This window comes from Daeguia caeni, assembly GCF_042653845.1.
Classification (GTDB): Bacteria; Pseudomonadota; Alphaproteobacteria; order Rhizobiales; family Rhizobiaceae; genus Brucella; species Brucella caeni.
The window spans coordinates 22,858-48,561 of sequence record NZ_JBHSEL010000049.1; the positions used below are offsets into that span (position 1 = coordinate 22,858).

Below are 25,704 nucleotides of genomic sequence, written 5' to 3' on the forward strand. Positions count from 1 at the left end.
ATTCCGGAGAGAATCGCATGACCGCCACTTATGACAGCAACAATGTCTTTGCCAAAATCCTGCGCGGCGAAATTCCGTCCTGCAAGGTCTACGAAACCGATGATGTTCTGGCATTCATGGATGTGATGCCGCAGGGCACCGGACATACGCTGGTCATTCCTAAAGCGCCATCACGCAATCTGCTCGATGCCAAACCCGAAGTGCTGGCCAATCTCATCCAGGCCGTGCAGAAGATCGCCCTAGCAGTCAAGAAAGCCTTCGATGCCGATGGCGTGACCATCATGCAGTTCAACGAGCCTGCCTCGGGCCAGACCGTTTATCATCTGCATTTCCATGTCATCCCGCGTTTTGACGGTGTCGCCCTGAAGCCGCATAGTGGCCAGATGGAAGACATTGCCATTCTTACGGCAAATGCTGAAAAAATTCGCGCAGCATTATGATATTTAATGCTTTTATAGCATAATCCATCCTGCCACGAGCAGGATTTCCGCCACGGCTATGCCGACAAGCAGACGCTTGCCGGCAAGCAGAAAGGCAAAAAAACCAGATGCAGCAGAGCCTACGCGCAGCCATAAGGGCGCATTGGCAAGCTCCCCATTGGGATAAAGGATAAGCTGGGCGATGACGCCAGCAACCAGCGCCGTCGCCACACAGCGCACAAAGACAAGCGCTTCCGAATCTTCACGGATACGCCCGCCGACAATCACGCCCATCAAACGGAAAACATAAGTCGGCAATGCACCAGCAAAGAGAATGAACAGATAGGGCCACCACCAGGTCGAAAAGCTTGTCCAGGTCATTTGGCCACCTCTCTGGCACGCTTTCCACTGCGGTGGATGCCATAGGCAATGACCCCGCCCAACAAACCGGTCAGCATCAGATCATAACCCGGCGTGACGGCATGAATGGCGGGTAACAGAATGAGACCAGCCAGCATTGCGACCTGCCCTGTCCGCTCGCGCGCCGAGCGCCAAAGCGAGGTCAGAAAATACATCGGCGTCAGCATGAACAGAGCAGCAAATATCAGAGGTGAAAACGATGCCGACAGATGATAGATAATCGCTACTACAATGGCATTGGAGCCCACAAGCACCGTGCCAATGCCGGCAAAATAGCTTGTCCGCATGGCACGCGGGATTTTCCGCAGCTCTTCCATCGCCATGACCCATGCAGTTACGGCGATGAAATGGCAAAGGGCTGCCAGTGTCAGTTTGCGTGTTTTCGTCCCCTGCAATTCTGGCAGAAGCGCCACGACCATCGGCATCAGGCGGACAGATGACAAGGCAACGGCAAAGGCTGCTGCTGGCAGAGTTGCGCCAGCACTGATGGCACCGATCAAAACCACCTTGGCCGGCAGGGCCCATATGCTGAGCGTCATGAAAACGGCCTGCCCGACGCTAATTCCGCTTTCAATGCAAAGCCCGGCAAAGCCGACAAACGAACTCATCAACAACAGTGATGGAATGCTGAAAAAGCGTGACATCCCGCGCAAATACCAGCCAAACCGGCTGTGGTGCGAAGCATTTTCGGAGGTTTCGTTATCGACGGGAATCGGGGACATGCGCTGTTGTAAATGATTTAACGCTAGGATGGGAACAGCTTTTGCGTGGCAGCACGCATTTCAGACCGGTCATGAAAAAGGCCCTTGCTGGAAGGGCCTTTGTTCATCATTTCTTGCGTGGCACTTTCGGTACGGATGAAGACCGTTTGACCGATTTTTTCTCAGCCTTGGGCTCATCCTCTGCGACGCCAGCCAAAGCCATTTCGGCCTTGGTTGCTGCCTTCTTGCGCACAGTCTGCCTTTTTTCGGCCGGAACATCCTTCTTCGGCTTTACCGGCCGGTCAGACACGGTCTCAAGCGACAGTTCCGACTTGCCATCAGCAGTCTTGACCACATCAACCCGAACCGTGCCGCCATGCTTCAGCTTGCCAAACAGGACTTCATCGGCCAGCGGCTTCTTGATGTGTTCCTGAATGACGCGGCCAAGCGGACGCGCACCCATTGCCTCATCATAACCCTTGTCGGCCAGCCATGCGATAGCCGCATCGGTCAACTCGAAGGTGACGCCGCGTTCAGCCAGCTGCGCCTCAAGCTGCAGCACGAATTTCTGCACGACCTGATGAATGACCGGAACCGGCAGCGTCCCGAATGGAATGATCGCATCGAGACGGTTACGGAATTCCGGCGTAAACAGCCGGTTGATCGCCTCCATATCGTCGCCTTCGCGCCGCGTTGAGCCGAAACCAATTGCCGATTTGGCCATTTCGGCTGCGCCGGCATTGGTGGTCATGATCAGGATCACATTGCGGAAGTCGACCTTCTTGCCATTGTGATCGGTCAGCGAGCCGTGATCCATCACCTGCAACAGAATATTGAACAGGTCTGGATGTGCCTTTTCGATTTCATCGAGCAACAGCACGCAATGCGGATGTTGATCAACGCCATCGGTGAGCAGGCCGCCCTGATCAAAGCCGACATAGCCGGGCGGCGCACCAATCAGACGCGATACGGTATGGCGTTCCATATATTCCGACATATCGAAGCGTAACAGCTCGACGCCAAGTGATTTGGCAAGCTGACGCGCCACTTCGGTCTTGCCAACGCCGGTCGGGCCAGAGAACAGATAGCAGCCAATCGGCTTGTCAGGCTCACGCAGGCCTGCACGCGCAAGCTTGATCGAGGCTGCCAGTGCCTCAATCGCCAGATCCTGCCCATAAACCACGCGTTTCAGCTCGGATTCCAAATGCGCCAGCACGACTTCATCATCCTTGGAAACCGATTTTGGCGGAATGCGCGCCATGGTGGCAATGGTTGCCTCGATTTCCTTGACACCGATCGTCTTCTTGCGCTTGCTTTCGGGCAGAAGCATCTGGCTTGCGCCCGTTTCGTCGATCACGTCGATCGCCTTGTCCGGCAATTTGCGATCGGAAATATAGCGCGCCGACAGTTCCACCGCCGACTTGATCGCATCCACCGTATATTTGACCTTATGGAAATCCTCGAAGTAAGGCTTCAGCCCCTTCATGATTTCGATCGCATCCTCGATCGACGGCTCATTGACGTCGATCTTCTGGAAACGACGCACCAGCGCGCGATCCTTTTCAAAGAACTGGCGATATTCCTTATAGGTGGTCGAGCCGATGCAGCGGATCGTACCCGACGAGAGCGCCGGCTTCAACAGGTTCGATGCATCCATCGCGCCGCCCGAAGTTGCGCCCGCACCAATCACCGTGTGAATTTCATCGATGAAAAGAATGGCACCAGGATAGTCTTCCAGCTCCTTGACGACCTGCTTCAGCCGTTCCTCAAAATCGCCGCGATAACGTGTGCCGGCCAGAAGCGTGCCCATATCAAGCGAGAAGATTGTCGCATTGGCCAGGGCCTCAGGAACCTTGCCTTCCACAATGCGCTTGGCAAGGCCTTCGGCAATCGCCGTCTTGCCAACGCCAGGATCGCCGACATAAAGCGGATTGTTCTTGGAGCGGCGGCAGAGAACCTGAATGGTGCGATTGACCTCGCTTTCGCGGCCGATCAACGGATCGATGCGGCCAGAACGTGCCTTTTCGTTCAGGTTGACGCAATAGGCTGTCAATGCATCCTGTTTTCTCTTTGGCCCGTCTTCCTGCTCGCTGCCACTCAGACGTTCCTCATGCGCGCTTTCCGCACCACGTGGCGTACGCGTCTCGCTGTTTTGCGGGCTCTTGGTAATGCCATGCGAGATGTAATTGACCGCGTCATAACGTGTCATCTGCTGTTCCTGCAGGAAATAGGCAGCATGGCTTTCCCGCTCTGCAAAGATCGCGACCAGTACATTGGCGCCTGTCACCTCTTCGCGATTGGACGACTGGACATGAATGACGGCGCGCTGGATCACGCGCTGGAAAGCCGCCGTAGGCTTGGAGTCCTCGTCATAGCCGGTGATGAGATTGGTCAGCTCCCGGTCGATATAATCGGTGACGGTCTTTCGCAGTTGCTGGAGGTCAACATTGCAGGCGCGCATGACCGCGCCGGCATCCTGATCATCAATCAGGGCCAAAAGCAGATGTTCGAGCGTGGCATATTCGTGATGCCGCTCGTTTGCGATTGTAAGCGCCTGATGCAGTGCACGTTCAAGGCTGGCAGAAAACGATGGCATATGACCTCACTTTTTCTCCATTACGCATTGTAATGGATGCTGGTTCTGGCGAGAAAAGTCCATCACCTGACTGACTTTTGTTTCGGCGACCTCATAAGTATAGACCCCGCACTCCCCGACACCGTGATTATGCACATGCAACATGATGCGTGTGGCATCCTCAAGGTTCTTCTGGAAAAACCGCTGCAGCACATGCACCACGAATTCCATCGGGGTGTAATCATCATTCAACAGCAGCACGCGGTACAGGTTTGGTTTCTTGGCTTTCGGCTCCGTACGCGTGACCACAACCGCACCCGCATCTGGCAAGCCTCCGCGTGTCTTGTCTTGCATTGTTGGTTCAAATTGCGTCATCGAACTATCTGCCCGTATGCCAAATTCCGAAGTTTACCCTGCACTGATATTTAGGATTTCCAACGCTGATTTTAAGCCCTTCAGCAACACTTGCAACCGCGACAATTGACCCTGACGAATTTATGCGCACCCTTTCAGAACAGGACAGGACCTCTGCCGTTTTGCGCGTCACTCCGCTTTCTGAAAACAATTAAATTAATTTTAAATAATATATTAAGACCAATTTTGTGGCGGCCATAAACTGGAATTACTGCAGAGGTATAAACTCTCTAAATTCGGCGTGTATTGAATCTCTTTCCTCCATCCATTTTCAAACACAACATTTTAAACACCACCCATATATTTCTCTGTCCCCCCATCCAAAGACAGCGACTGCCCGCGCGAGCGGGCTTTTTTCTTGCCTGATACAGTCCGGCACATCCGCCCGCCTCCCCCAAGATCACGGGAGGAACCTTTCAGGAATTCATGAACAGGTTGGTTACCATAAACGGATTGGTAACGCTAATCGCATTAGAATGACCGCAACGAATCCCGGCACGTGCTTCACCCCCGGGAAAATCTGCACTACAGGTAGGTCATTATCGTGCGTATCGCGTTTCAAAAAGTTGCTTTTGTGCTCAAAAAAGCTGCTCAAGCCACTCTTCTTCTGACTGCAGTTGCTGGCGTGACAGCCACCTCAATTGCTTCAGCGGTTGCTGCCAACGATCGATATGCTGCAATTGTCGTCGATGCCAATACAGGCAAGACGCTTTTTTCATCCAAGGCCGATGAATTGCGTTACCCGGCATCCCTGACCAAGATGATGACGATCTACATGATGCTGGATGCGATCAAGGCCGGTCGCATGACCATGAACACACAGATCCCCGTATCGGCCTATGCCGCCTCCCGTCCCCCGACAAAAATCGGCTTCCGTCCAGGCCAGACGATTCGGGCCGAGGATGCCATCCTTGCCATGATCACCAAATCGGCCAATGATGTTGCGGCTGCGGTCGGTGAATATCTCGGTGGCACGGAAGAACGTTTTGCGCAGATGATGACGGCAAAGGCGCGTCGTCTTGGCATGCGCAACACGACATTCCGCAATGCGTCGGGTCTGCCCAATAAGCAGCAGCGCACGACCGCGCGTGACATGGCCATTCTGGGCATGGCTCTGCGCCAGCATTTCCCACGTGAATTCGCTTATTTCTCAAAATCGAGCTTCAATTATCGTGGCAAGACCATTCGTGGCCACAATCGTCTGCTGGGCCGTGTCGAGGGCGTTGACGGCATCAAGACCGGCTATACCAATGCCTCCGGCTATAATCTTGTCTCCTCGGTCAATCTTGATGGACGCCGCCTTGTGGCTGTCGTCATGGGCGGCAATACGGGGGCTGCCCGTGATGCGCATATGGCACAGCTGATCCGCAAATATCTGCCTGCCGCAAGCCGCGGCCGTACGTCCGGCGCCCTGTTTGCCTCCAAGACCATTCCGCAGCAAGACGTGCCGGAAGTTGTTGCAGCCGCTCCAATGGCTGCTGCACCTGTGGCCGCGCCACGCACCGTACCAATTCCGGCAACACGCGTGCAGCCGGTCGAGGCACCGCAATATGCTTCCGAAACAGGCGAAGGCGACCGCGAGGAAATGCAGGTTCTCGCCCTTGCCGCCCCGGCATCGCGTCCTGCGGCAAGAGCCGCACAGGCAGCCCTGGCGCCTCGTCCTTCCGAGCCCATTCCCTTTGCAAGTGAAACGAGCATTGACCCTGTCACGACCGCATCCGCCCCGACAAAAGGCGGCTGGGCGATCCAGATCGGCTCCCTGCCAAGCCAGGAACAGGCAAATGACATGCTCGCCAAGGCATCCGGTTCCATGGGCGATCTGCTCGCACGGGTGACACCATCGACCCAGACCTTCCAGAAAGGCAGCACCATATTCTACCGCGCCCGTTTTGTCGGTTTTCCGACGAAACAGGCCGCATGGGACGCCTGCGCATCGCTGAAGCGGAAGAATTATGGCTGCTTTGCTGTTGCAAACTGATCTTGCGTGGCGGCTGGCCGCCACCTTCTTCAAACCCGCGTGTCATGAGTAAAAGGGTTTAGGATGTCCAACATGAACGACGCATTGGAACAACAATTATGGAAAACCAGCGCCTGGAAACAGGAAGGCGCCCATTCCGGCGGGCTTGGTTCGCTGTTCTTCGTGGATACGTTGAAACAGGCTGCCGCGCGCATTGCCAATGCCCGTCGTCATGGCATACTGACCCGCGATCTGGTCGGCATGCTCATCACCCATGCCTCCCGCAATCGCCGTCTGGCGCAGCCTCCGGTCGTCATGCGCATGATCCTGCCTGTTACCCAGAACAGGGTTTCCGTGCGGCTGACGATTCAAAGTTAAGTGCGCCCGTGCGCACGGACATCCCATTCATATCAGCCAAAAGCCCGCACTCTGCTGCGGGCTTTTCATTATCTGGAATCTGTCTTCAGTACGCTCAGAGCAAGCCTAGGGCGGCCAATTCCTGCCGCAATTCCGGCGGCAATGCTGCCTGGCCTGATTTGCCTGCCGCCTCATCACGCGGCGCTTCATTGCCGGCCAGATAGCGCCAGCCCTGAAAGGCGCGCCGGGGTTGCCATTCGGTCGGGATAATTTTCGGCTCCAGCACCAGATGACAACGGCCAATGCCTTCGCTGTCCGTAAACGGGCGAATATCGATCAGCCGCTGACGGCATTGGATATTGCCCTTGATGACCCAGTAAAGCGAACCGCCATCCAGCAATTCATCCACCCGCTTGGGAACCATTCGCGTGGTATGAACCTGTTCCGGAACAAGACCTGCAGCACGCTGTTCCGCAAGACGAAAATCAATCCAGGCGGCCAGGTCTTCAATACTGTCGCAACCGACACAGAGTTTTACGAGATGAAGTAGCATGGGCCCGATCTAACACATGACGTCGAAAAGAGGGAACCCGCCTTGGCGCAAGACCATGTGAATTACCGGGTATCAAGTGACATGTGATGCTGGCATGCCGGATTGTTTCATCCTTCATGCCTGCCCTGCCTTCTGGTCTGTCCGTTGTGGAAACAGATGAAGGAAAAAGCCCGGCTATCGCTTGGCCTCATCCCAACGGCCGCAAAGTCAGCAGGCCACGACATTGACGGCAAGACCACCCTGGCTGGTTTCCTTGTAGCGCTCGCTCATGTCAAGCCCAGTCTGGCGCATGGTCTCGATACATGCATCAAGCGGAACAAAATGCTTGCCATCGCCTTTCATCGCCAGCGAAGCGGCTGTGACAGCCTTCACCGCGCCCAGCGCATTGCGCTCGATGCAGGGAACCTGAACCAGCCCTGCGACCGGATCGCAGGTCATGCCGAGATGATGTTCCAGTGCGATTTCGGCGGCATTTTCGATCTGCTCCGGCGTGCCGCCCAGCACGCAGGCAAGACCTGCCGCCGCCATGGCCGAAGCAGAACCCACCTCGCCCTGACAGCCCACTTCTGCGCCGGAAATAGAGGCATTATGCTTGATGACTCCCCCAATTGCGGCTGACGTCAGCAGGAAGTCGCGAATGCCCTTCTGATCGGTTTCATCATAAAAATGCAGGTAATAGCGCAGAACGGCCGGAACCACGCCCGCAGCACCATTGGTCGGCGCCGTCACCACACGTCCGCCAGAGGCATTTTCCTCATTCACCGCCATGGCATAGACCGACAGCCAGTCATTGGCCAGCAGCGGATTGATGCGATTGTTGCGCCAGTCTTCTTGCAGCTTGTCGTATAGTTGGCGGGCGCGGCGGCGCACCTTCAGACCGCCCGGCATGATGCCATCGCGGTTAAGTCCCCGTTCAATACAGGAACGCATCGCGCCCCAGATGCGATCAAGCCCCTCATCGAGCTTTTCGCGCGTCATGAGACATTCTTCATTGGCGCGCTTCATATCCGCGATCGACAGACCGCTCTTGTGCGCCATGTCCAGCATTTCGGCGGCATTGCTGAACGGATAAGGCACATCGACCTTTTCCGTCTGCGCCTTGCCATGGGCAATCTTGCGGTTCAGTTCATCTCCCGAAACGACAAATCCGCCGCCAATCGAGAAATAGGTGCGGCGCAACAACAGCCGGTCAGCCGCGTCATAGGCCTCAAAGGCCATGCCATTGGCATGCCCCGGCAAAGGCGTCTTGCGATCGAGAACAAGATCCACCCGTGGATCAAACCGATAGGCAGGATGGCCTTCAGGCTGCACGGATTTTGCCGCCTTCACCCTTTCCACGGCCTCATCCATCACATCCGGGTCAATCGTGTCCGGCAGATAGCCGCACAGACCCAGAATGACAGCGCGATCAGTCGCATGGCCAATGCCGGTATAGGCAAGGGAGCCGTGCAGCGTCGCTTTCAGCCGGACGATTTTCGCATGTGCAGGACGCGGCCAGTCTCCGTTGCGGATCTCCTCCAGAAACATATGCGCCGCCGTCATCGGCCCCATCGTATGCGAACTTGATGGACCAATGCCGATCTTGAACAGGTCGAAAACCGAAAGAAACATTGCGCACCCAATTCCCCTATCCGCAGCAGCAGGCACAAGATTCGCCACCGCGACTTATAATCGCATTAGGATAGTGGAGTTTGGCATGAAGGCAAGCAAATTGCTGGTTGCTTATTCTGACAAGCAACCAGCCTTGTCTGCGTTCAGCTTGTACGTCGAAATCAAATCGAGAACAGATAGGCCATCATGATGATGGCTGCCAGACCGGCGATCGCCCAGAAAGCTACGCCCCAGCAAGATTTTTGAACGATATCGTCCATGAAACTTCAGAGACTCCGTTGGTCAATTCATCGGCCGAAAGGTGCAGCCGGAAAGGCCCATATAGCGCTGCAACTGTGGCAAGGCAATGATAAAATCAGGCAAAACTGTGGCAAACACCTTTCCCATAGACAGATGACCATAAATTCGGCAATTATTTCAGCATATTGCCTCAATGCCTGATTTTAACCTTTCATTCATGGTTGCGTTCAAAAAACGTCATCATGCGGACGGAAAGAGCGAATCCGTTTTGCCCGTCAGCCAATAGGCGAAAAGCCCCAGCCATTCCCGTATGGCGACGCTGAAGCGCGAAAGCGCCTCATTGGGCTGTTCGAGATAAAGCGCAAAACCTTCCTTGCCGGATGTCTTGTAATCGACACTCCACGGCACGACATCAAAACCGGCCTTTTCAAAACAGCCGACGGCACGTGGCATATGATAGGCAGAGGTGATCAGCAGCCATGTTTCGCCCGGCCTGGGCTCTGCCAGCTCTTTTGAAAACAGGGCATTTTCAACCGTGTTGCGCGACCTGTTCTCATAAATGAAGCGAGCCCCGGAATAGCCAAGCGACGTAAGCAGTTGGCGCGTTCTTTCCGCCTCGGCTGCAGCTTCCACCATGAATGCGCCCACACCGCCGGAAATGACAAGTTTCGCATCCGGAAAGAGGCGTGCAAGCCGCATGGCCTCGACAATGCGGTCGGCCGCGCTGTTAAGCTCCGCACCCTGCCGGCCGGCATTGACTTCACCATTCATGAAGCCACCCAGTACGACAATCCCGTCAACATGCTGTGGCAAGACCTCAGGACGCGGAAACCGGTCTTCCAGCGGCTGCAACAGCAAGGCGCCAAGCGTTGTAAAGGCGCCGACGCCAATGATCGCCAAAGATGCAGCAATAAGGGACAGGCCAATCCGCCGTCGCTCAAACCGGATTACGGCAAGACCAAATACGAGAAACAGCAAGACCAGCGTCAAGGGCTGGAACAGCAACCAAAAGATTTTCGACAGACTGAAAAACACGTTTCCGCCCTTTCTGCTTGCAACCGGTTTGCATGAACCAGTGATGCATGATTCCCGCCCCGGGCATAAAGCCCGAAGACTTGTTCCGTTTCAGACGCTTGGCGGATTGCCTCCCGCATTCATTGCGCGACAGGACATTTCGCTACACCGAATGCCATGCTAGACACGTGACATGCCTGACAGGGCAAATCAGCCATACGCAGCGTTTTCTTCAAACCGAAAGCATAGAATGAGCATTACCCATAAGCCACTTGATACTGCCAGCGCCTCCCGCCCGCGTCTCTTGCGCCTGGACATGGCGCGCGCAATCGCGCTGATTGCCATGGCGATTTACCATTTTGGCTGGGATCTGGAATTTTTCGGCTATATGACGGCCGGCACGACCGGCCAGGGAGGCTGGAGACTGTTTGCACGCTGCATTGCATCAAGCTTCCTGTTTCTCGTCGGCTTCAGTCTTGTACTCGCACATGGACGCGGCATTCGCTGGCGGCCAATGCTGAAGCGTCTGTCGCAGATCATCCTTGCCGCAGCCGCAATCTCAGCCGTCACATATTATCTGTCACCGGAAAGCTATATTTTCTTTGGCATTCTGCATGAGATTGCCTTTGCTTCCCTTGTCGGCCTTCTTTTTTTGCGCCTGCCGCCGCTCCTGACGGTTCTTGTTGCAAGCCTTGTGTTGGCCGCACCGCATTTTGCGCGCAGTGACATTTTCAACCAGCCCTGGCTTGCCTGGGTAGGCCTGTCTACCCAACTGTGGCGCTCCAATGATTATGTACCGGTTTTCCCGTGGTTTGGCGCCGTCCTTCTTGGCATTGCCGCAGCACGCTTCAGCCAGCAGTTCAACCTGCTGCGGTATCTTGCCGGCGGCATCAAACCACGCTTTTTGCAAAAGCCGCTCTGCTTCATGGGGCAGCACAGCCTTGCCTTCTACCTCATCCACCAGCCTGTCCTGATAGCGCTGGTCTTTCTCTATGCACAGATTGCGCCCCCCGCAAGGCCGGAGCCGCACCAGCTTTTCACCCAGTCCTGCATTGCCGGATGCAGCCAGACGGCTGGTACCGCGCTCTGCCAGCAATTCTGCAGCTGTGTCGTGACAGAACTCGACAAGGCGAAACTGTTTGAGGATGTCTTCATCGGCAAGCTCAACCAGCAAAACAGCCCTGCGGTTCAGGGCATTGTGACGCTGTGTTCGCCAGAAGAAAGCGCGGGCCAATGACCCGCGCCGCCTGTAACAATAAAATGCCCTGAATTACGGATCCGCCCGCAACCCGTTCAGGTCGAAACGCCGAGTTCCGCCAGACGTTCAAGGCAGCTTTCCTCGATCTGATCGAATTCATTGAGCGTCTCTTCAATGTCGCGCCGCTTCTGGCGCAGAATCTCGCGCTTTTCATTCACACGCTTCATCAGCAGCTTGAGCTGCCCCGTCTCACCCGGCGGCTCGTGATACATGCGAATGATCTCATGGATTTCAGCGATCGAAAAGCCAAGCCGCTTGCCCCGAAGGATCTGCTTGATCAAATGGCGATCTGACGGTCGAAACAAACGCGTACGCCCACGCCGGATTGGCGAAATCAACCCCTCGTCTTCATAAAAGCGAAGGGTTCGCGTTGAAATGCCAAACTCCCTCGTCAGCTCCGTGATTGTATAATATTCGCGCACCATTTTGTCCTATCGGCTAAGATATTGAAAACTTTGCAGCCAGACTTACGTAAAAGTCAATCGCAAAATCGATGCATATATATCATTGCTCAAAACAACATCAAAACGCAAAATCATTATTAAAGCAATTACTTTTGTAGTGAGCATCCCCCGCAAATCCGTCAGCCGGCTTGATGGCAAGGCGCGCCTGCAACAAACACCATTGCCGTGGGAGAGCCGCTCTTGCAAGAGCTTGCCTGCTCATGCCTTATATTCACGCCTTATCTTCACGACCTGACAAACGGAAACGCGGCAGAACATGAAACGAGCAGTCAAAATCACCTTGATCGGCCTTGGCGTGATTGCGCTTCTTGGCGCCCTGCCCTTTGCCGCCGAACCGGTTGTGGTCAAGCTTGGCGAAAACTCCATCCTGAAACTGGCCCAGGAAGGCAATTTCTGCAAAAGCGAGAACTGCGAGGATGGCGTCAATTATGTCGTCGGCTTTCTGGAAGCCCATTACGGGCTGTCACCGCATGATGTGAAATGGTGCATGGGCGTTGATGTCATTGCCCATTACGAGCTTCCATTGGGCAATAATATCAAGAAGATCGTGACCGACCGGATGTATCAGCGTTGCGGCGATCCCGCCGAGGATGAGCCGGTGGATGTGATCCCATCAGAATGAGCGGCCTTACTTTCGTGATTGATCTTCTGCTAAAATTGTTGGAACCTTTGCAGGCATGAGACGTTTCCACTTTTCAAGGGAGAGCACAATGGCGAATGAACAAAACAGCGTTCAGGAAGCGCTTGAAAAGCAAGTTGCAGAATTGCGCGAAGAACTGAAACGTCTCAGCAAGACGTTGGCTGCCCGTTCCGGAGACCTGCGCGCCCAGGCAGAAGATGTCATGGATGAGGCAAGCGGGCGCATGAAATCTGCCGCGCAGGTTGTACGTGAGCGCGGTCAGGCCGTCGCCGAGACGGTGCGTGAAAATCCGGGCACGGCCACCACGCTTTTTGGCACGGCAGGCCTTATTGGCCTTCTGCTGGGCATTGCCATTGGCTGCGCAATTTCGGATCGTCGCTGACGATTGCGCGAAGCGATAGCCAGTTTAGTGATACAGCCCGTGTCGCTGACGCGGGCTTTATGCTTTTTATACTGAACGAGGCACGCAGCCAACAAGCGATGACCAAAGAGAGCCATCATGAAAAGCGTTGCACTGTTGATTGCCATATCCCTGCTTGCAGGCTGTGGCGAAGCTGGTAAAGCGGCGATGAATGCGGGCAAGGGGTTTGACCGGTTTGCCTGCATGTCCCGCAATTTCAAGGGCGAGCCGCCTTGCCCGCAGCCGGAAATTGTGCCTGCTGACCAATAATCAATGGAGAGAGCCATGAGCATTGAAGTGCAAGATATCCTGTCCTTCTGGTTCTCGCCCAGAATGCGCGAAAACTGGTTTTCCAAAAGCGAGGCCATCGATACGGAAATCCGCGAAAAATTTCTGCCTGCTTATGAGGCTGCGTTGAATGGCGACTATGAAAGCTGGAAACAGCAGCCGGAAAGCGCACTTGCCTTGACCATCGTGTTCGACCAGTTTCCTCGCAATATGTTTCGTGGCAGCCCACAGGCCTTTGCCACCGACGGTCTGGCTCTCGACATTGCCAAGTGCGCGCTCGACCATGGTTTTGATCAGGAACTGTCGGCCGACAAGCGACAGTTTTTCTATCTGCCCTTCATGCACAGCGAGAATCTCGACGACCAGCGCCGTTCGGTTGAGCTCTATGAACGGCTGGGCGATCCATATTCGCTCGATTTTGCCCGTCAGCACCATGACATTATTGCGCGCTTCGGCCGTTTCCCGCATCGCAACAAGGTGTTGAATCGCGTGACGACCGAAGAAGAAGCCGATTTTCTCAAAACCCATGCCGGGTTTTAGGCGCAGGAAAAGCAGAAACCGTTTTTCTTTCAGAACCGGGCAAAAGCCTTAGAGCAATCGATAGGGCAGGATACCGCGCCGGTCATGGTCAACAGCAAGACGGCTTTTCAAGGGCGGTACGGCGCGCTGCACGCAATCGGCGCGCTCGCAGATACGGCAGGACACACCAATCGGATCAAAGGCCGAGCGCGTATTGATATCAAGCCCGTCGGCATAAACAAAATCCTTGGCATAGCTCACCTCGCAGCCCAGCGCGATGGCATAACGCCGCTGCGGCGCATGAAAACCGCCCTCGCTTTTGGTGAGTTCCGTCGCGATACACAGATAGCGCACGCCATCCGGCGTTTCAGCCAGTTGGCGGATGATCCTGCCGGGTGTTTCAAAGGCCTGATGCACATTCCACAAAGGACATGCCGCGCCATAGCGGGCAAATTGCAGCTTGGCTGCACTATGGCGCTTGGTGATATTGCCGGCCCGATCTATGCGGGCGAAAAAGACCGGTACGCCGCGATGGCCGGAACGCTGCAAGGTGCTCAGGCGGTGCGCAATCTGTTCGATGCTGGCGCCGAAACGAGCTGCCAGCAATTCCAAGTCATGGCGCATTTCCTTCGCTGCAGCAAGGAATATCTGATACGGCAAGACCAGCGCGCCCGCGAAATAATTGCGCAGACCGATCTTGCAGATTTCAACCGCTTCCGATGAACGGAAATCAGCACGGCTGGCAATTGCCGAAACCACATCTTCCATCTCAAGCTCGGCAATCTGATAGGCAATCTGGAAATTGCGCGTCGAAGCCGGCGAATAGGGATTGAGATAAAGCACGCGCGCATTGGGATCAAAACGGCGCAGGATTGCCTCATTGGGATCCGCGCGTGCAATGCGCACCCGATGGCGCTCTTCCATATATTGCGGCAGGGCAAGACCTATATCACGCGAGGGAATATCAAGCTTTGCCGCCAGGCTTTCTGCCGCAACATCGATTTCATGGACATAATTGTCGATGAAGTGGAAAAAATCACGCACTTCCTCATAAGGCGCAGGCTCTGCCCGCGTCGGTGCGCGGCCAAGTTCATTGTCAAGACTGGCAAGCTGTTCACTGTTACGGCGAAAGGCCTGATGACAGGCAAGCAACGCATGGGCAAGCCCCGGCGCATTTTGCGTAATCAGTTTCAGCTCCTGCAGACTGGGCTTGTAATTGTCGAAAACCGGATCGGCCAATGCCTCCGAGACAGCCGAAAGCAGGCGGTCATCATCACCCAGCGAAATGGCGCCAATATCAATCTGATAGTTTTCCGCCAGAGCCAACAGAACAGCAGCCGAGATCGGACGCTGGTTGTTCTCGATCTGGTTGAGATAACTGGTTGAAATTCCTAGCCGTTCAGCGAAGGCTGATTGTGTTGCCCTGTACTGTTCGCGGATTTCGCGGATCTTGCGTCCGACATAAAGCTTTTTGGTCGCCATTTTGCAACTTCGCAATTTGCTGTTTGCAAATTTATAACTTACACAATCACACCTTTTCAAGCTTTTCTCAACGCCACAGAGCGATTTAATCAGCCACATAATTCATCGCAATGTTGCATTTAAAGGCTCCAGGGAATGCAGGAACTCCTCGAACAGCTCGAAGCCCGCCGCGTGGAGGCCCGCCTTGGCGGCGGCCAGCGCCGCATTGACGCACAGCATGCCAAAGGCAAGCTGACCGCACGTGAAAGAATAGAAGTTCTTCTCGACGACGGTTCGTTCGAGGAGTTCGACATGTATGTCACCCATCGCTGCACCGATTTCGGCATGGAACAGCAGAAAATTGCCGGCGATGGCGTCGTTACCGGCTGGGGCACGATCAATGGCCGTCAGGTCTATGTGTTCAGTCAGGATTTTACCGTGCTCGGCGGCTCGCTGTCTGAAACTCATGCCCAGAAAATCTGCAAGATCATGGACATGGCGATGAAAAACGGCGCACCGGTCATTGGCCTGAACGACTCGGGCGGTGCGCGCATTCAGGAAGGTGTTGCCTCGCTTGCCGGCTATGCCGAGGTCTTCAAGCGCAATGTCGATGCTTCCGGCGTGATCCCGCAGATTTCCGTCATCATGGGCCCATGCGCTGGCGGCGCTGTCTATTCGCCGGCCATGACCGACTTCATCTTCATGGTGCGCGATTCATCCTACATGTTCGTGACCGGTCCGGATGTGGTCAAGACAGTCACCAATGAAATCGTGACAGCCGAGGAACTGGGCGGCGCCACCACACATACAAGGAAATCATCGGTTGCCGATGGTGCATATGAAAACGATATCGAAGCACTAGAACAGGTGCGCATCCTGTTTGACTTCCTGCCGCTCAACAATCGTGAAAAACCGCCTGTCCGCCCAACCCATGATGATCCGACCCGTCTGGAAAGCCGTCTTGACACGCTGATCCCCGACAGTCCGACCAAGCCCTATGACATGCGCGAGCTGATCCTTGCGCTGGCGGATGAAGGCGATTTCTTTGAAATCCAGGAAGCCTTTGCCAAGAACATCATCATCGGCTTCATGCGCATGGATGGCCAGACGATTGGTGTCGTTGCCAATCAGCCGATGGTTCTGGCGGGCTGTCTTGATATTGACGCCTCGCGCAAGGCTGCCCGTTTCGTGCGCTTCTGCGATGCCTTCAATATTCCGATCCTGACACTGGTTGATGTTCCGGGCTTCCTGCCGGGCACGGCACAGGAATATGGCGGCGTCATCAAGCATGGCGCAAAGCTTCTGTTTGCCTATAGCCAGGCAACCGTTCCGATGGTGACCCTTATCACACGCAAGGCCTATGGCGGCGCCTATGACGTGATGGCCTCCAAGCATATTGGTGCCGACATCAACTATGCATGGCCGACGGCAGAAATCGCCGTCATGGGTGCCAAGGGGGCAACGGAAATTCTCTATCGCTCGGAACTCGGCGATCCAGAGAAAATCGCGGCCCGCACCAAGGAATATGAAGAACGCTTCGCCAATCCGTTCAAGGCTGCCGAACGCGGCTTCATTGATGAAGTGATCATGCCGCATTCCTCGCGCCGCCGGATTGCCCGCGCCTTTGCCAGCCTGCGCAACAAGCAGCTGAGCACGCCATGGAAAAAGCACGACACCATTCCGCTGTGATCCCGGTCAGTTGAGACAAGCACATGATCAAGAAAATCCTTATTGCCAATCGCGGCGAAATCGCCTGCCGGGTTATCAAGACGGCAAGGAAAATGGGCATTGCCACCGTCGCCGTCTATTCCGACGCCGACCGCAATGCGCTGCATGTCAAAATGGCTGACGAAGCAGTCCATATCGGCCCTGCCCCGTCCAACCAGTCCTATATTGTCATCGAAAAGATCCTCGATGCCATTAAGCGGACGGGTGCCGATGCGGTTCATCCGGGCTATGGCTTTCTGTCGGAGAACCCACGCTTTGCCGAAGCGCTGAAGGCCGCCAATGTCACTTTCATCGGCCCGCCGGTCAATGCGATCGACGCGATGGGCGACAAGATTACCTCCAAGAAGCTGGCCGCAGAGGCCGGTGTTTCGACAGTTCCGGGCCATATGGGGCTGATCGAGGATGCCGATGAGGCAGTCCGAATCGCAAGCTCGATCGGTTATCCGGTGATGATCAAGGCGTCTGCCGGCGGCGGTGGCAAGGGCATGCGCATTGCCTGGAACGATGAAGAAGCGCGCGAAGGCTTCCAGCTGTCACGCAATGAAGCCAAAAGCTCATTCGGTGACGACCGCATCTTCATCGAAAAATTCGTCACCCAGCCGCGCCATATCGAAATTCAGGTTCTCGGCGACCAGCACGGCAATGTCATCTATCTTGGCGAGCGCGAATGCTCGATCCAGCGCCGCAACCAGAAGGTCATTGAGGAAGCGCCGTCGCCATTCCTTGACGAGGCAACCCGCAGGGCCATGGGCGAACAGGCTGTCGCCCTTGCCAAGGCTGTTGGCTATTATTCCGCTGGCACGGTTGAATTCATCGTCGATGGCGATCGCAATTTCTATTTCCTTGAAATGAACACCCGCCTGCAGGTGGAGCATCCCGTGACGGAACTCATCACCGGCGTTGATCTGGTCGAGGAAATGATCCGGGTTGCCGCGGGCGAAAGGCTGCGCATTGCGCAGGCCGATGTGAAGCTCAATGGCTGGGCGATTGAAAGCCGCCTTTATGCGGAAGATCCGTATCGCAACTTCCTTCCATCGATTGGCCGTCTGACGCACTACCGTCCGCCGGTCGAAGGCCGCCGCGATGACGGCAGCATCATCCGCAACGATACCGGCGTGTTCGAGGGCGGCGAAATCTCGATGTATTATGACCCGATGATTGCAAAGCTTTGCACATGGGGCCCGGACCGCGCCAGCGCGATTGCCGCCATGGCGGATGCTCTGGATGCATTTGAAGTCGAAGGCATCGGCCATAACCTGCCCTTCCTGTCGGCGGTGATGGATCATCCGCGTTTCCGCGCCGGTGCGCTAACCACGGCCTTCATCGCGGAAGAATATCCGGATGGATTTGCCGGCGTTGCGGTTTCGGACGAGGCTGCGCGCACGCTTGCTGCCGTTGCCGCCGAAATCAATCAGGTTACCGAAGCCCGTGACGCACAGATCTCCGGCAGATTGTCGCCTGCCACCCATACGGCAAGCGCCGAACGTGTTGTGACGCTGGCTGGCCATACCCTGCCGGTGCGCATTACCAAAGGCGAAGGCGGCACGACGATCAGCTTTGCCGATGGCAGCATTCTGCCGGTTGCCAGCGACTGGCATCCGGGCAAGCAGCTTGGCCAGTTCACCATTGCGGGCAAGGCAATTGCGGTGAAGGTTTCGCGTTCGGGTTCGGGCTGGCGTCTGCGCTGGCGCGGCATGGATGTAACCGCGCATGTGCGCAAGCCACGCGTGGCCGAGCTTGCCAGGCTGATGCCGGTCAAACTGCCGCCAGATACGTCGAAAATGCTGCTCTGCCCGATGCCGGGCGTTGTCACCTCCATTCTGGTCAAGGAAGGCGATACAGTTGAATCCGGCCAGCCGCTGGCAACCGTCGAAGCCATGAAGATGGAAAATGTGCTGCGAGCAGAACGCCGTGCGATCGTCAAACGCATTGCTGCCGAAGCTGGCGCCAGCCTTGCAGTCGACGAACTGATCATGGAATTCGAGTGATCAGGCTTCAAAGATCATCCGGCAAGCGGAGGTTTCCGCGTGCCGGAACAGCCTTGTTCAATTATTGTGGCGTGGGATGGAGATTGAGCCAATGACCAAGAAAACCCGTGCAGACTGGGAAGCGTTGGCCGAAAAGGAATTGAAGAAGCCGGTCGACAGCCTGATCTGGCACACGGCTGAAGGCATCGACGTGAAGCCGCTTTATACGGCAGACGATCTCAAGGGCATTGAGCATCTGGATGCACTTCCGGGCTTCGAACCCTTTGTGCGCGGCCCGCGTGCGACCATGTATGCCGGTCGCCCGTGGACAATCCGCCAATATGCCGGTTTCTCGACGGCCGAGGAATCCAATGCCTTCTACCGCAAGGCGCTTGCCGCCGGTCAGCAGGGTATTTCTGTCGCCTTCGATCTTGCTACACATCGCGGCTATGACAGCGACCATCCGCGCGTGGTGGGCGATGTCGGCAAGGCTGGCGTGGCGATTGACTCGGTTGAGGACATGAAAATCCTCTTCGACGGCATTCCGCTGGAAAAAGTCTCCGTCTCCATGACCATGAATGGCGCGGTGATCCCGATCCTTGCCAATTTCATTGTCGCCGGTGAGGAACAGGGCGTGCCGCGCGCTCAGCTTTCCGGCACGATTCAGAATGACATTCTGAAAGAGTTCATGGTCCGCAACACCTATATCTATCCGCCGGAACCATCCATGCGGATCATTGCGGACATCATCGCCTATACGGCTGCCGAAATGCCGAAGTTCAATTCGATCTCGATCTCCGGTTATCACATGCAGGAAGCGGGGGCCACGCTGGTGCAGGAACTGGCCTTTACGCTGGCCGATGGGCGCGAATATGTGCGCGCGGCGCTCAAGAAAGGCCTGAATGTCGATGATTTTGCCGGGCGGCTGTCCTTCTTCTTTGCCATTGGCATGAATTTCTTCATGGAAATCGCCAAGCTGCGCGCAGCGCGCCTGTTGTGGGCACGCATCATGAAGGAATTCAACCCGCAGAAGCCGGGCTCACTGATGCTACGTACCCATTGCCAAACCTCTGGCGTGTCCTTGCAGGAGCAGGATCCCTATAACAATGTGGTGCGCACCGCCTTTGAAGCCATGTCGGCAGCCCTTGGCGGCACGCAATCGCTGCACACCAATTCCTTTGACGAAGCCATTGCCTTGCCAACCGAATTTTCGGCCCGCATTGCCCGCAACACCCAGCTTATCCTGCAGAATGAAACCGGCATCACCAAGATTGTCGACCCACTCGCCGGATCCTATTATGTCGAAAGCCTCACCAATGAACTGGCTGAAAAAGCCTGGGCACTGATCGAAGAGGTGGAGGCCATGGGCGGCATGACCAAGGCGGTTGAAAGCGGTCTGCCGAAACGTCTGATCGAAGAGGCCGCAACCAGGCGTCAGGCAGCAATCGACAAGGGCGAGGAAGTGATTGTCGGCGTCAACAAGTTCCGCCTGGAACAGGAAGACGAGATCGACATTCTGGAAATCGACAACACCGCCGTGCGCAAGGCGCAGATCGCCCGCCTCGCCCGCATCAAGCAGACGCGTGACAATGCCAAGGTTCAGGCCACACTGGCCGAGCTTGAAAAAGTGGCGCGGTCGGGCGAAGGCAATCTGCTGGCGGCGGCCGTCGAAGCCTCGCGCGCGCGCGCAACAGTGGGTGAAATTTCCGATGCCATGCGCCGCGCCTTTGGCGACCATGCCGCCGTACCGCAGGTGGTCAAACAGGTCTATGGCAAGGCCTATCAGAACGAGCCGGAATATCAGACAATGGTTTCCCGTCTGCAGGACTTTGCTAAACAGATTGGCGAAAGGCCAAAGGTTATGATCGCCAAGCTTGGTCAGGATGGCCATGATCGCGGCGCCAAGATCATCGCCTCTGCTTTCGGTGATATTGGCTTTGAGGTTCTCGCCGGCCCATTGTTCCAGACACCGGAAGAAGCCGCCGATATGGCAATCAAGGCCAAGGTGCATGTCGTTGGCGTGTCGTCGCTTGCCGCCGGTCACAAGACCCTGCTGCCGCAACTGGTGGAAGAGCTGAAGAAGAAAGGCGCTGAAAATATCATTGTTGTCTGCGGTGGTGTGGTTCCGCGGCAGGATTATCAGTTCCTGTTCGACCACGGCGTGGCTGCCGTCTTTGGCCCCGGAACCAATGTCCTGGATTGCGCACGCGCCATTCTCGACCTGATGGAAGGCAAGCTGCGCAACGCATAATCATTATTAAAATCAATGATTTTTGTGAAAATGCGTAGAAATTGATTCAAAGGAATCTGCAAGCCGGGGCATTGCCCCGGCCTTGTCTTCAGGATTTCGGATCCGCCGAGGCCGGGATGGCCGAACTGGTGGCAGCGACTGGATCGCTTGCCGGAAAACTGTCTTCCAGACCTTCATTGAGCTGGCGTTCCAGTTCTTCCATGTCTCCTGCCCGGCGCGCACTGGGGCGCGTGATCAATGTATCCGATTCCAGCCCGCATTCGACGCAGGCATGGCCAAGCGCACTGCTCAACGCCACCGCCGCGCGCCTGATCACCTCATCGCGTGGAAGCTCGCTGTTGCTGTCATTCCGTACCTTGACGGTGACTTGCTCTTCGCCTGCAGTCATGAATTCCACCTGATAAAGCTGAAAGCCAGCGATGGAACTGATGCGCGTCTCGATAATGTCCATGACACACCTCCCTCATGGGGACCTGAAAGGTCAATGAAAGGTCAATGAAAGGACATGTTCACATATTACGGCGGAAAATGCGAATGACATTCAGTTAAAATGCAGGCCAAAGCCATGCATCAGGCGGCGTATGGCATAATCCGGCTTGTTCGATGTCACGACGGCAAGATCGTCATGATGTGGCAACTGATCTTCCGCCCACTTCTTGGGCGACAGAAGCGACACGGTACGGCGTGCAATCGCCTCGGCCGGGTCAAGCCAGTCGACCGGCCAGGGGGCAAGCCTGCGGAAGACATTGACCAGAAAGGGATAATGCGTGCAGGCGAGTACGACAATATCGGTACGCCTGCCATCCTGCTCAATGAAACAGGGAGCAATCTGCTCCATGACAAGTGCCTCATCAATGCGCTCGCCGCGAATATGTGCTTCGGCAAGAGCCGCCAGCTGATCCGCCCCGACCAGACGGACATGACATTGTCTGGCGAATGACTGGATAAGATCGCGCGTATAGGCGCGCTTTACCGTGCCGGGGGTTGCCAGAACCGAGACCAGTCCCGACGAGGTACGCTCTGCCGCAGGCTTGATGGCCGGCACCGTGCCGACAAACGGCACGGAGGGATAGGCATTGCGCAGATCCTCCAGCACCAGCGTGGAAGCCGTATTGCAGGCAATGACGGCAATTTCCGGATCATAGGTTTCGATGAACTGGCCGAACAGATCCACAATACGCGCGCGCAGTCTGTCTTCTTCCCAGCCGCCATAGGGAAAACCGGCATCGTCAGCGATATAGACAAAACGACGGTCGGGCATCAGGACCCGTGCCTCGCGCAGAACCGTCAGCCCGCCAATCCCGCTATCAAACACCAGCACTGGCCGCTCTGTACGCGCAGACAGGGGTGCAGACATTACTGGGGCGGGCCTGTCTATCATTCTTCTGCCTTATCCTCTGTGGCTTGCGTTGCCTTGCGCGCGCGTCCTTCCGGTGCGCCGGATCCGCGCGGCTTTTTCGGCGTAAAGACGTCAAGCGAAGTCACAACACCACGCAGAAGCTTGATTTCAGCCGAAGCAAAGCCGGCACGCGTCAGGACGGCACGCAGATTGTTGACCATGATTTCCTTGCGCGCCTCAGGGCGGAAATAGCCGCGCACATCCAGCGCCTCTTCCAGATGCCGGAACAGGCCGTGCAGCTCTTCCTTCGGTGCCGGCTTCAGTTCCGGGCCGCGAAATACGGTTTCCGTCTGCGTTTCAAGGCCGGATTTCATCCATTCATAAGACATCAGCAGGACTGCCTGCGCAATGTTGAGCGAGGCAAAAGCCGGATTGACCGGGAAAGTCACCAGCTCATCGGCCAGGCCCACTTCCTCATTGCTGAGACCAAAGCGTTCGCGGCCAAACAGAATGCCGGTCTTTTCACCGCGCTGAAAACGCTGGCGCAGATCCACTCCCGCTTCAACGGCGCTGCGCACCTGTTTGAAGCCATCGCGCTCGCGCGCGGTCGTGGCATAGACAAAATTGAGATCGGCAATGGCCGAAGGCAGATCAGCATAAACCACGGCATTGTCGATCACATGATCGGCCTTGCTGGCTGCGGCCCTTGCCTTGTCACTTGGAAACTCCTCACGCGGATTGACCAGACGCAATTCCGCCAGACCAAAATTCGCCATGGCACGCGCAACCATGCCGATATTTTCAGGCAATTGCGGATTGACCAGAATGATTGCCGGGCCTTCCGCCATGATCGGGCGCTGTTTGTCTGTACCTGCCATGATAGTATCCGCTTGTGGTATCAAATCGTGGCGTTTCCCTGACACAATTGACCAGAAATCTCAAAGATAATGTTACCACGCGTACAATTGCATATGCCGTGTGATGCCCCTGCCACCGGGATTTCAGCATTTGCGGCCAATATCAACCGATTTTTGATCACAGAAATTTTGAACAATCGAAAGAATAGGGTTCTGGCTCTTTGCCTATTTGCGCGTGGATGCTATAGGGGCGCGACGCATTCAAAAAGAGGCTCCTTCCATGGCAAAAATCAAGGTTGCTAATCCGGTTGTCGAACTCGACGGCGACGAGATGACTCGTATCATCTGGCAGTTCATCAAAGAGAAACTGATTCATCCTTATCTCGACATCGACCTGAAGTATTACGATCTTTCGGTCCAGAACCGCGATGCGACCGACGATCAGGTCACCATTGATGCTGCCAATGCCATCAAGCAATATGGTGTCGGCGTCAAATGCGCTACCATCACCCCTGATGAAGCACGCGTTAAGGAATTCAACCTCAAGAAGATGTGGAAGTCGCCAAACGGCACCATCCGCAACATTCTTGGCGGCGTTATCTTCCGCGAACCTATCATCTGCAAGAACGTGCCGCGCCTTGTTCCAGGCTGGACGCAGCCGATCATCGTTGGTCGTCATGCCTTTGGTGACCAGTATCGCGCGACCGACTTCAAGTTCCCGGGCAAAGGCACGCTGTCGATCAAGTTCGTCAGTGAGAATGGCGAAACCATCGAACATGAAGTCTATCAGGCTCCTGGCGCTGGCGTGGCAATGGCCATGTACAACCTCGATGAATCAATCCGCGAATTCGCACGCGCTTCGTTCAACTATGGCCTGCAACGCGGATATCCGGTCTACCTCTCGACCAAGAACACCATCCTCAAGGCCTATGACGGCCGCTTCAAGGACATTTTCCAGGAAGTCTATGACAACGAATTCAAGGCCCAGTTTGAAGAACGCAAGCTGTGGTATGAACATCGCCTGATCGACGACATGGTTGCCTCGGCCCTCAAGTGGTCTGGCGGCTATGTCTGGGCCTGCAAGAACTATGACGGCGACGTTCAGTCGGATATCGTAGCACAGGGCTTTGGTTCGCTCGGCCTGATGACCTCGGTTCTGATGACGCCTGATGGCAAAACGGTTGAAGCAGAAGCTGCTCACGGCACCGTTACCCGCCACTATCGCCAGCATCAGAAAGGCGAGGAAACCTCGACCAACTCGATCGCTTCGATCTTCGCCTGGACCCGTGGCCTGGCACATCGCGCCAAGCTCGATGACAATGCAGAACTGAAGAAGTTCGCTGAAACGCTGGAAAAGGTCTGCATCGACACGGTTGAAAGCGGCTTCATGACCAAGGATCTTGCCCTGCTCATCGGCCCGGATCAGCCTTGGCTCTCGACCACCGGCTTCCTCGACAAGGTCGATGAGAACCTGAAGAAGGCAATGGCTGCCTGATCAGGCATCCATCTTCGACTGAATGCAAGGAGCGGCGGGATTTTCCTGCCGCTTTCTTTTTGGTTTCCGAAATAGTGAAAAACCGGCATCATGCTCTCCTGACTGCGCAGGAGGATGCACGGATGGAAGAGCTGGTTCTTTACACCAATCCGATGTCCAGAGGACGCATTGCACGCTGGATGATGGAGGAAGTCGGACAACCCTATCGAGCCGAAATTCTGGATTATGGCCCGCCGATGAAAAGCAGGGATTATTGCGCGATCAATCCGATGGGAAAGGTGCCGACGCTCAAGCATGGCAACAGGATCGTGACGGAGGTTGCCGCAATCTGTACCTATATGGCCTATACTTTCCCGGAGGCCGGGCTTGCGCCCCATCCGGATGAGCTGGCTGATTTCTACCGCTGGATGTTTTTCGTCGCAGGCCCGGTTGAAGCGGCCATGGCGGATCATGCGCTTGGCCTTGACATTCCCAAGGAACATGAAAGGCGCGTGGGCTATGGCAATTACGGGATGATGGTCGAAACACTTGAAAAGGCCGTGCAGCGCCATCCCTATATTGCTGGCGAACGCTTTACTGCAGCCGATGTCTATGTCGGCGCCCATATAGGCTGGGGACTAACCTTTGGCACCCTGCCCCAGAGCGCGGCTTTTGAAGCCTATTGGCAACGCCTTTTGCTTCGCCCGGCGCTCAAACGCGCCAATGCGCTTGATGATGCGCTGTTGCCAGCAAGGCCGTCATAAGACAACAAGGCCGGGTTTCCCCGGCCTTGTTTC

Annotated in this window: 25 protein-coding genes; 13 read left to right on the forward strand and 12 right to left on the reverse strand. The window is 55.7% G+C overall.

Features of this window, described 5'->3' with window-relative positions; all coding sequences use genetic code 11:
* The first annotated feature begins 17 nt into the window (after nt 1–17).
* Complete coding sequence (locus tag ACFO1V_RS06745) at nt 18–440, forward strand: HIT family protein (protein WP_374830323.1); 423 nt, start codon at nt 18–20, stop codon at nt 438–440.
* A gap of 12 nt (nt 441–452) precedes the next feature.
* Here the strand turns inward: ACFO1V_RS06745 and ACFO1V_RS06750 are convergent, their stop codons facing one another.
* The 4 genes from ACFO1V_RS06750 to clpS all read right to left on the reverse strand — a co-directional run bounded on the left by ACFO1V_RS06750 (nt 453) and on the right by clpS (nt 4,490).
* Nucleotides 453–800: an AzlD domain-containing protein gene (locus ACFO1V_RS06750; protein WP_374830325.1), complete on the reverse strand. Its 348-nt coding sequence runs from the start codon at nt 798–800 to the stop codon at nt 453–455.
* Nucleotides 797–1,447: an AzlC family ABC transporter permease gene (locus ACFO1V_RS06755; protein WP_374830552.1), complete on the reverse strand. Its 651-nt coding sequence runs from the start codon at nt 1,445–1,447 to the stop codon at nt 797–799. Before ACFO1V_RS06755 ends, ACFO1V_RS06750 begins: the two co-directional genes overlap by 4 nt.
* Nucleotides 1,448–1,667: 220 nt before the next feature.
* Nucleotides 1,668–4,136, reverse strand: a complete 2,469-nt coding sequence (gene clpA, locus ACFO1V_RS06760; RefSeq protein WP_374830327.1) for an ATP-dependent Clp protease ATP-binding subunit ClpA — start codon at nt 4,134–4,136, stop codon at nt 1,668–1,670.
* A 6-nt stretch (nt 4,137–4,142) separates the two neighbouring features.
* Complete coding sequence (clpS, locus tag ACFO1V_RS06765; protein WP_374830329.1) at nt 4,143–4,490, reverse strand: ATP-dependent Clp protease adapter ClpS; 348 nt, start codon at nt 4,488–4,490, stop codon at nt 4,143–4,145.
* 583 nt (nt 4,491–5,073) lie between these two features.
* Between clpS and ACFO1V_RS06770 the strand changes: the two genes are divergently transcribed.
* Nucleotides 5,074–6,507 carry a D-alanyl-D-alanine carboxypeptidase gene (locus ACFO1V_RS06770; protein ID WP_374830331.1) on the forward strand — a complete coding sequence of 478 codons (1,434 nt, stop codon included), beginning with the start codon at nt 5,074–5,076 and terminating at the stop codon, nt 6,505–6,507.
* Between the two features lie 63 nt (nt 6,508–6,570).
* Nucleotides 6,571–6,864 carry a hypothetical protein gene (locus tag ACFO1V_RS06775; protein ID WP_374830333.1) on the forward strand — a complete coding sequence of 98 codons (294 nt, stop codon included), beginning with the start codon at nt 6,571–6,573 and terminating at the stop codon, nt 6,862–6,864.
* Between the two features lie 94 nt (nt 6,865–6,958).
* Here ACFO1V_RS06775 and ACFO1V_RS06780 read toward each other — a convergent pair whose 3' ends face one another.
* The 3 genes from ACFO1V_RS06780 to ACFO1V_RS06790 all read right to left on the reverse strand — a co-directional run bounded on the left by ACFO1V_RS06780 (nt 6,959) and on the right by ACFO1V_RS06790 (nt 10,195).
* Nucleotides 6,959–7,396: a DUF1489 family protein gene (locus ACFO1V_RS06780; protein ID WP_374830335.1), complete on the reverse strand. Its 438-nt coding sequence runs from the start codon at nt 7,394–7,396 to the stop codon at nt 6,959–6,961.
* 207 nt (nt 7,397–7,603) lie between these two features.
* Nucleotides 7,604–9,007, reverse strand: coding sequence for an L-serine ammonia-lyase (locus tag ACFO1V_RS06785; RefSeq protein ID WP_374830337.1), 1,404 nt, complete (start codon nt 9,005–9,007; stop codon nt 7,604–7,606).
* 480 nt (nt 9,008–9,487) lie between these two features.
* Nucleotides 9,488–10,195, reverse strand: a complete 708-nt coding sequence (locus ACFO1V_RS06790) for a YdcF family protein (protein WP_374830554.1) — start codon at nt 10,193–10,195, stop codon at nt 9,488–9,490.
* 316 nt (nt 10,196–10,511) lie between these two features.
* On the opposite strand from ACFO1V_RS06790, the gene ACFO1V_RS06795 reads away from it, so the two are divergent.
* Complete coding sequence (locus ACFO1V_RS06795) at nt 10,512–11,498, forward strand: heparan-alpha-glucosaminide N-acetyltransferase (protein WP_374830339.1); 987 nt, start codon at nt 10,512–10,514, stop codon at nt 11,496–11,498.
* Between the two features lie 56 nt (nt 11,499–11,554).
* On the opposite strand, the gene ACFO1V_RS06800 is transcribed toward ACFO1V_RS06795, so the two are convergent.
* Complete coding sequence (locus ACFO1V_RS06800) at nt 11,555–11,941, reverse strand: MerR family transcriptional regulator (RefSeq protein WP_374830556.1); 387 nt, start codon at nt 11,939–11,941, stop codon at nt 11,555–11,557.
* Nucleotides 11,942–12,239: 298 nt separating this feature from the next.
* Between ACFO1V_RS06800 and ACFO1V_RS06805 the strand changes: the two genes are divergently transcribed.
* The 4 genes from ACFO1V_RS06805 to ACFO1V_RS06820 all read left to right on the forward strand — a co-directional run bounded on the left by ACFO1V_RS06805 (nt 12,240) and on the right by ACFO1V_RS06820 (nt 13,851).
* Nucleotides 12,240–12,605, forward strand: a complete 366-nt coding sequence (locus ACFO1V_RS06805; RefSeq protein WP_374830341.1) for a hypothetical protein — start codon at nt 12,240–12,242, stop codon at nt 12,603–12,605.
* A gap of 88 nt (nt 12,606–12,693) precedes the next feature.
* On the forward strand, nt 12,694–13,005 hold the full coding sequence (locus tag ACFO1V_RS06810) for an ElaB/YgaM/YqjD family protein (protein ID WP_374830343.1): 312 nt from the start codon (nt 12,694–12,696) through the stop codon (nt 13,003–13,005).
* 117 nt (nt 13,006–13,122) lie between these two features.
* Nucleotides 13,123–13,293, forward strand: a complete 171-nt coding sequence (locus ACFO1V_RS06815) for a hypothetical protein (protein ID WP_374830344.1) — start codon at nt 13,123–13,125, stop codon at nt 13,291–13,293.
* 15 nt (nt 13,294–13,308) lie between these two features.
* Nucleotides 13,309–13,851, forward strand: coding sequence for a DUF924 family protein (locus tag ACFO1V_RS06820; protein WP_374830346.1), 543 nt, complete (start codon nt 13,309–13,311; stop codon nt 13,849–13,851).
* A 48-nt stretch (nt 13,852–13,899) separates the two neighbouring features.
* Here ACFO1V_RS06820 and ACFO1V_RS06825 read toward each other — a convergent pair whose 3' ends face one another.
* A complete protein-coding gene (locus tag ACFO1V_RS06825; protein ID WP_374830348.1) occupies nt 13,900–15,312 on the reverse strand; it encodes a helix-turn-helix domain-containing protein in 1,413 nt (470 codons plus the stop codon).
* Nucleotides 15,313–15,447: 135 nt separating this feature from the next.
* On the opposite strand from ACFO1V_RS06825, the gene ACFO1V_RS06830 reads away from it, so the two are divergent.
* The 3 genes from ACFO1V_RS06830 (at nt 15,448) to scpA (ending at nt 21,237) form a co-directional block, all read left to right on the forward strand.
* Nucleotides 15,448–16,980 carry an acyl-CoA carboxylase subunit beta gene (locus ACFO1V_RS06830; protein WP_374830350.1) on the forward strand — a complete coding sequence of 511 codons (1,533 nt, stop codon included), beginning with the start codon at nt 15,448–15,450 and terminating at the stop codon, nt 16,978–16,980.
* A gap of 23 nt (nt 16,981–17,003) precedes the next feature.
* The gene (locus ACFO1V_RS06835; RefSeq protein ID WP_374830352.1) at nt 17,004–19,007 is read left to right on the forward strand and encodes an acetyl-CoA carboxylase biotin carboxylase subunit; all 2,004 of its coding nucleotides are present in this window, start codon (nt 17,004–17,006) and stop codon (nt 19,005–19,007) included.
* A 91-nt stretch (nt 19,008–19,098) separates the two neighbouring features.
* Nucleotides 19,099–21,237, forward strand: a complete 2,139-nt coding sequence (gene scpA / locus ACFO1V_RS06840) for a methylmalonyl-CoA mutase (RefSeq protein ID WP_374830354.1) — start codon at nt 19,099–19,101, stop codon at nt 21,235–21,237.
* An 88-nt stretch (nt 21,238–21,325) separates the two neighbouring features.
* On the opposite strand, the gene ACFO1V_RS06845 is transcribed toward scpA, so the two are convergent.
* The 3 genes from ACFO1V_RS06845 to ACFO1V_RS06855 form a co-directional block, all read right to left on the reverse strand.
* Nucleotides 21,326–21,688 carry a hypothetical protein gene (locus ACFO1V_RS06845; RefSeq protein WP_374830356.1) on the reverse strand — a complete coding sequence of 121 codons (363 nt, stop codon included), beginning with the start codon at nt 21,686–21,688 and terminating at the stop codon, nt 21,326–21,328.
* A 90-nt stretch (nt 21,689–21,778) separates the two neighbouring features.
* The gene (gene murI / locus ACFO1V_RS06850; RefSeq protein ID WP_374830358.1) at nt 21,779–22,594 is read right to left on the reverse strand and encodes a glutamate racemase; all 816 of its coding nucleotides are present in this window, start codon (nt 22,592–22,594) and stop codon (nt 21,779–21,781) included.
* Between the two features lie 20 nt (nt 22,595–22,614).
* Nucleotides 22,615–23,454 carry an RNA methyltransferase gene (locus ACFO1V_RS06855; RefSeq protein WP_374830360.1) on the reverse strand — a complete coding sequence of 280 codons (840 nt, stop codon included), beginning with the start codon at nt 23,452–23,454 and terminating at the stop codon, nt 22,615–22,617.
* Between the two features lie 259 nt (nt 23,455–23,713).
* On the opposite strand from ACFO1V_RS06855, the gene ACFO1V_RS06860 reads away from it, so the two are divergent.
* Nucleotides 23,714–24,928: an NADP-dependent isocitrate dehydrogenase gene (locus tag ACFO1V_RS06860; protein ID WP_374830362.1), complete on the forward strand. Its 1,215-nt coding sequence runs from the start codon at nt 23,714–23,716 to the stop codon at nt 24,926–24,928.
* Nucleotides 24,929–25,050: 122 nt separating this feature from the next.
* The gene (locus ACFO1V_RS06865; protein WP_374830364.1) at nt 25,051–25,671 is read left to right on the forward strand and encodes a glutathione S-transferase family protein; all 621 of its coding nucleotides are present in this window, start codon (nt 25,051–25,053) and stop codon (nt 25,669–25,671) included.
* Nucleotides 25,672–25,704: the final 33 nt, after the last annotated feature.

What these genes read in the sequence shown, in the direction of transcription:
- ACFO1V_RS06815 (WP_374830344.1), top strand. Translation starts at nt 13,123, where the DNA reads ATGAAAAGCGTTGCACTGTTGATTGCCATATCCCTGCTTGCAGGCTGT.
- ACFO1V_RS06745 (WP_374830323.1), top strand. Translation starts at nt 18, where the DNA reads ATGACCGCCACTTATGACAGCAACAATGTCTTTGCCAAAATCCTGCGC.
- clpS (WP_374830329.1), bottom strand. Translation starts at nt 4,490, where the DNA reads ATGACGCAATTTGAACCAACAATGCAAGACAAGACACGCGGAGGCTTG.
- ACFO1V_RS06795 (WP_374830339.1), top strand. Translation starts at nt 10,512, where the DNA reads ATGAGCATTACCCATAAGCCACTTGATACTGCCAGCGCCTCCCGCCCG.
- ACFO1V_RS06785 (WP_374830337.1), bottom strand. Translation starts at nt 9,007, where the DNA reads ATGTTTCTTTCGGTTTTCGACCTGTTCAAGATCGGCATTGGTCCATCA.
- ACFO1V_RS06860 (WP_374830362.1), top strand. Translation starts at nt 23,714, where the DNA reads ATGGCAAAAATCAAGGTTGCTAATCCGGTTGTCGAACTCGACGGCGAC.
- ACFO1V_RS06825 (WP_374830348.1), bottom strand. Translation starts at nt 15,312, where the DNA reads ATGGCGACCAAAAAGCTTTATGTCGGACGCAAGATCCGCGAAATCCGC.
- ACFO1V_RS06780 (WP_374830335.1), bottom strand. Translation starts at nt 7,396, where the DNA reads ATGCTACTTCATCTCGTAAAACTCTGTGTCGGTTGCGACAGTATTGAA.
- ACFO1V_RS06830 (WP_374830350.1), top strand. Translation starts at nt 15,448, where the DNA reads ATGCAGGAACTCCTCGAACAGCTCGAAGCCCGCCGCGTGGAGGCCCGC.
- ACFO1V_RS06810 (WP_374830343.1), top strand. Translation starts at nt 12,694, where the DNA reads ATGGCGAATGAACAAAACAGCGTTCAGGAAGCGCTTGAAAAGCAAGTT.
- ACFO1V_RS06750 (WP_374830325.1), bottom strand. Translation starts at nt 800, where the DNA reads ATGACCTGGACAAGCTTTTCGACCTGGTGGTGGCCCTATCTGTTCATT.
- clpA (WP_374830327.1), bottom strand. Translation starts at nt 4,136, where the DNA reads ATGCCATCGTTTTCTGCCAGCCTTGAACGTGCACTGCATCAGGCGCTT.
- murI (WP_374830358.1), bottom strand. Translation starts at nt 22,594, where the DNA reads ATGTCTGCACCCCTGTCTGCGCGTACAGAGCGGCCAGTGCTGGTGTTT.
- ACFO1V_RS06775 (WP_374830333.1), top strand. Translation starts at nt 6,571, where the DNA reads ATGTCCAACATGAACGACGCATTGGAACAACAATTATGGAAAACCAGC.
- ACFO1V_RS06835 (WP_374830352.1), top strand. Translation starts at nt 17,004, where the DNA reads ATGATCAAGAAAATCCTTATTGCCAATCGCGGCGAAATCGCCTGCCGG.
- ACFO1V_RS06805 (WP_374830341.1), top strand. Translation starts at nt 12,240, where the DNA reads ATGAAACGAGCAGTCAAAATCACCTTGATCGGCCTTGGCGTGATTGCG.
- ACFO1V_RS06845 (WP_374830356.1), bottom strand. Translation starts at nt 21,688, where the DNA reads ATGGACATTATCGAGACGCGCATCAGTTCCATCGCTGGCTTTCAGCTT.
- ACFO1V_RS06855 (WP_374830360.1), bottom strand. Translation starts at nt 23,454, where the DNA reads ATGGCAGGTACAGACAAACAGCGCCCGATCATGGCGGAAGGCCCGGCA.
- ACFO1V_RS06755 (WP_374830552.1), bottom strand. Translation starts at nt 1,447, where the DNA reads ATGAGTTCGTTTGTCGGCTTTGCCGGGCTTTGCATTGAAAGCGGAATT.
- scpA (WP_374830354.1), top strand. Translation starts at nt 19,099, where the DNA reads ATGACCAAGAAAACCCGTGCAGACTGGGAAGCGTTGGCCGAAAAGGAA.
- ACFO1V_RS06820 (WP_374830346.1), top strand. Translation starts at nt 13,309, where the DNA reads ATGAGCATTGAAGTGCAAGATATCCTGTCCTTCTGGTTCTCGCCCAGA.
- ACFO1V_RS06865 (WP_374830364.1), top strand. Translation starts at nt 25,051, where the DNA reads ATGGAAGAGCTGGTTCTTTACACCAATCCGATGTCCAGAGGACGCATT.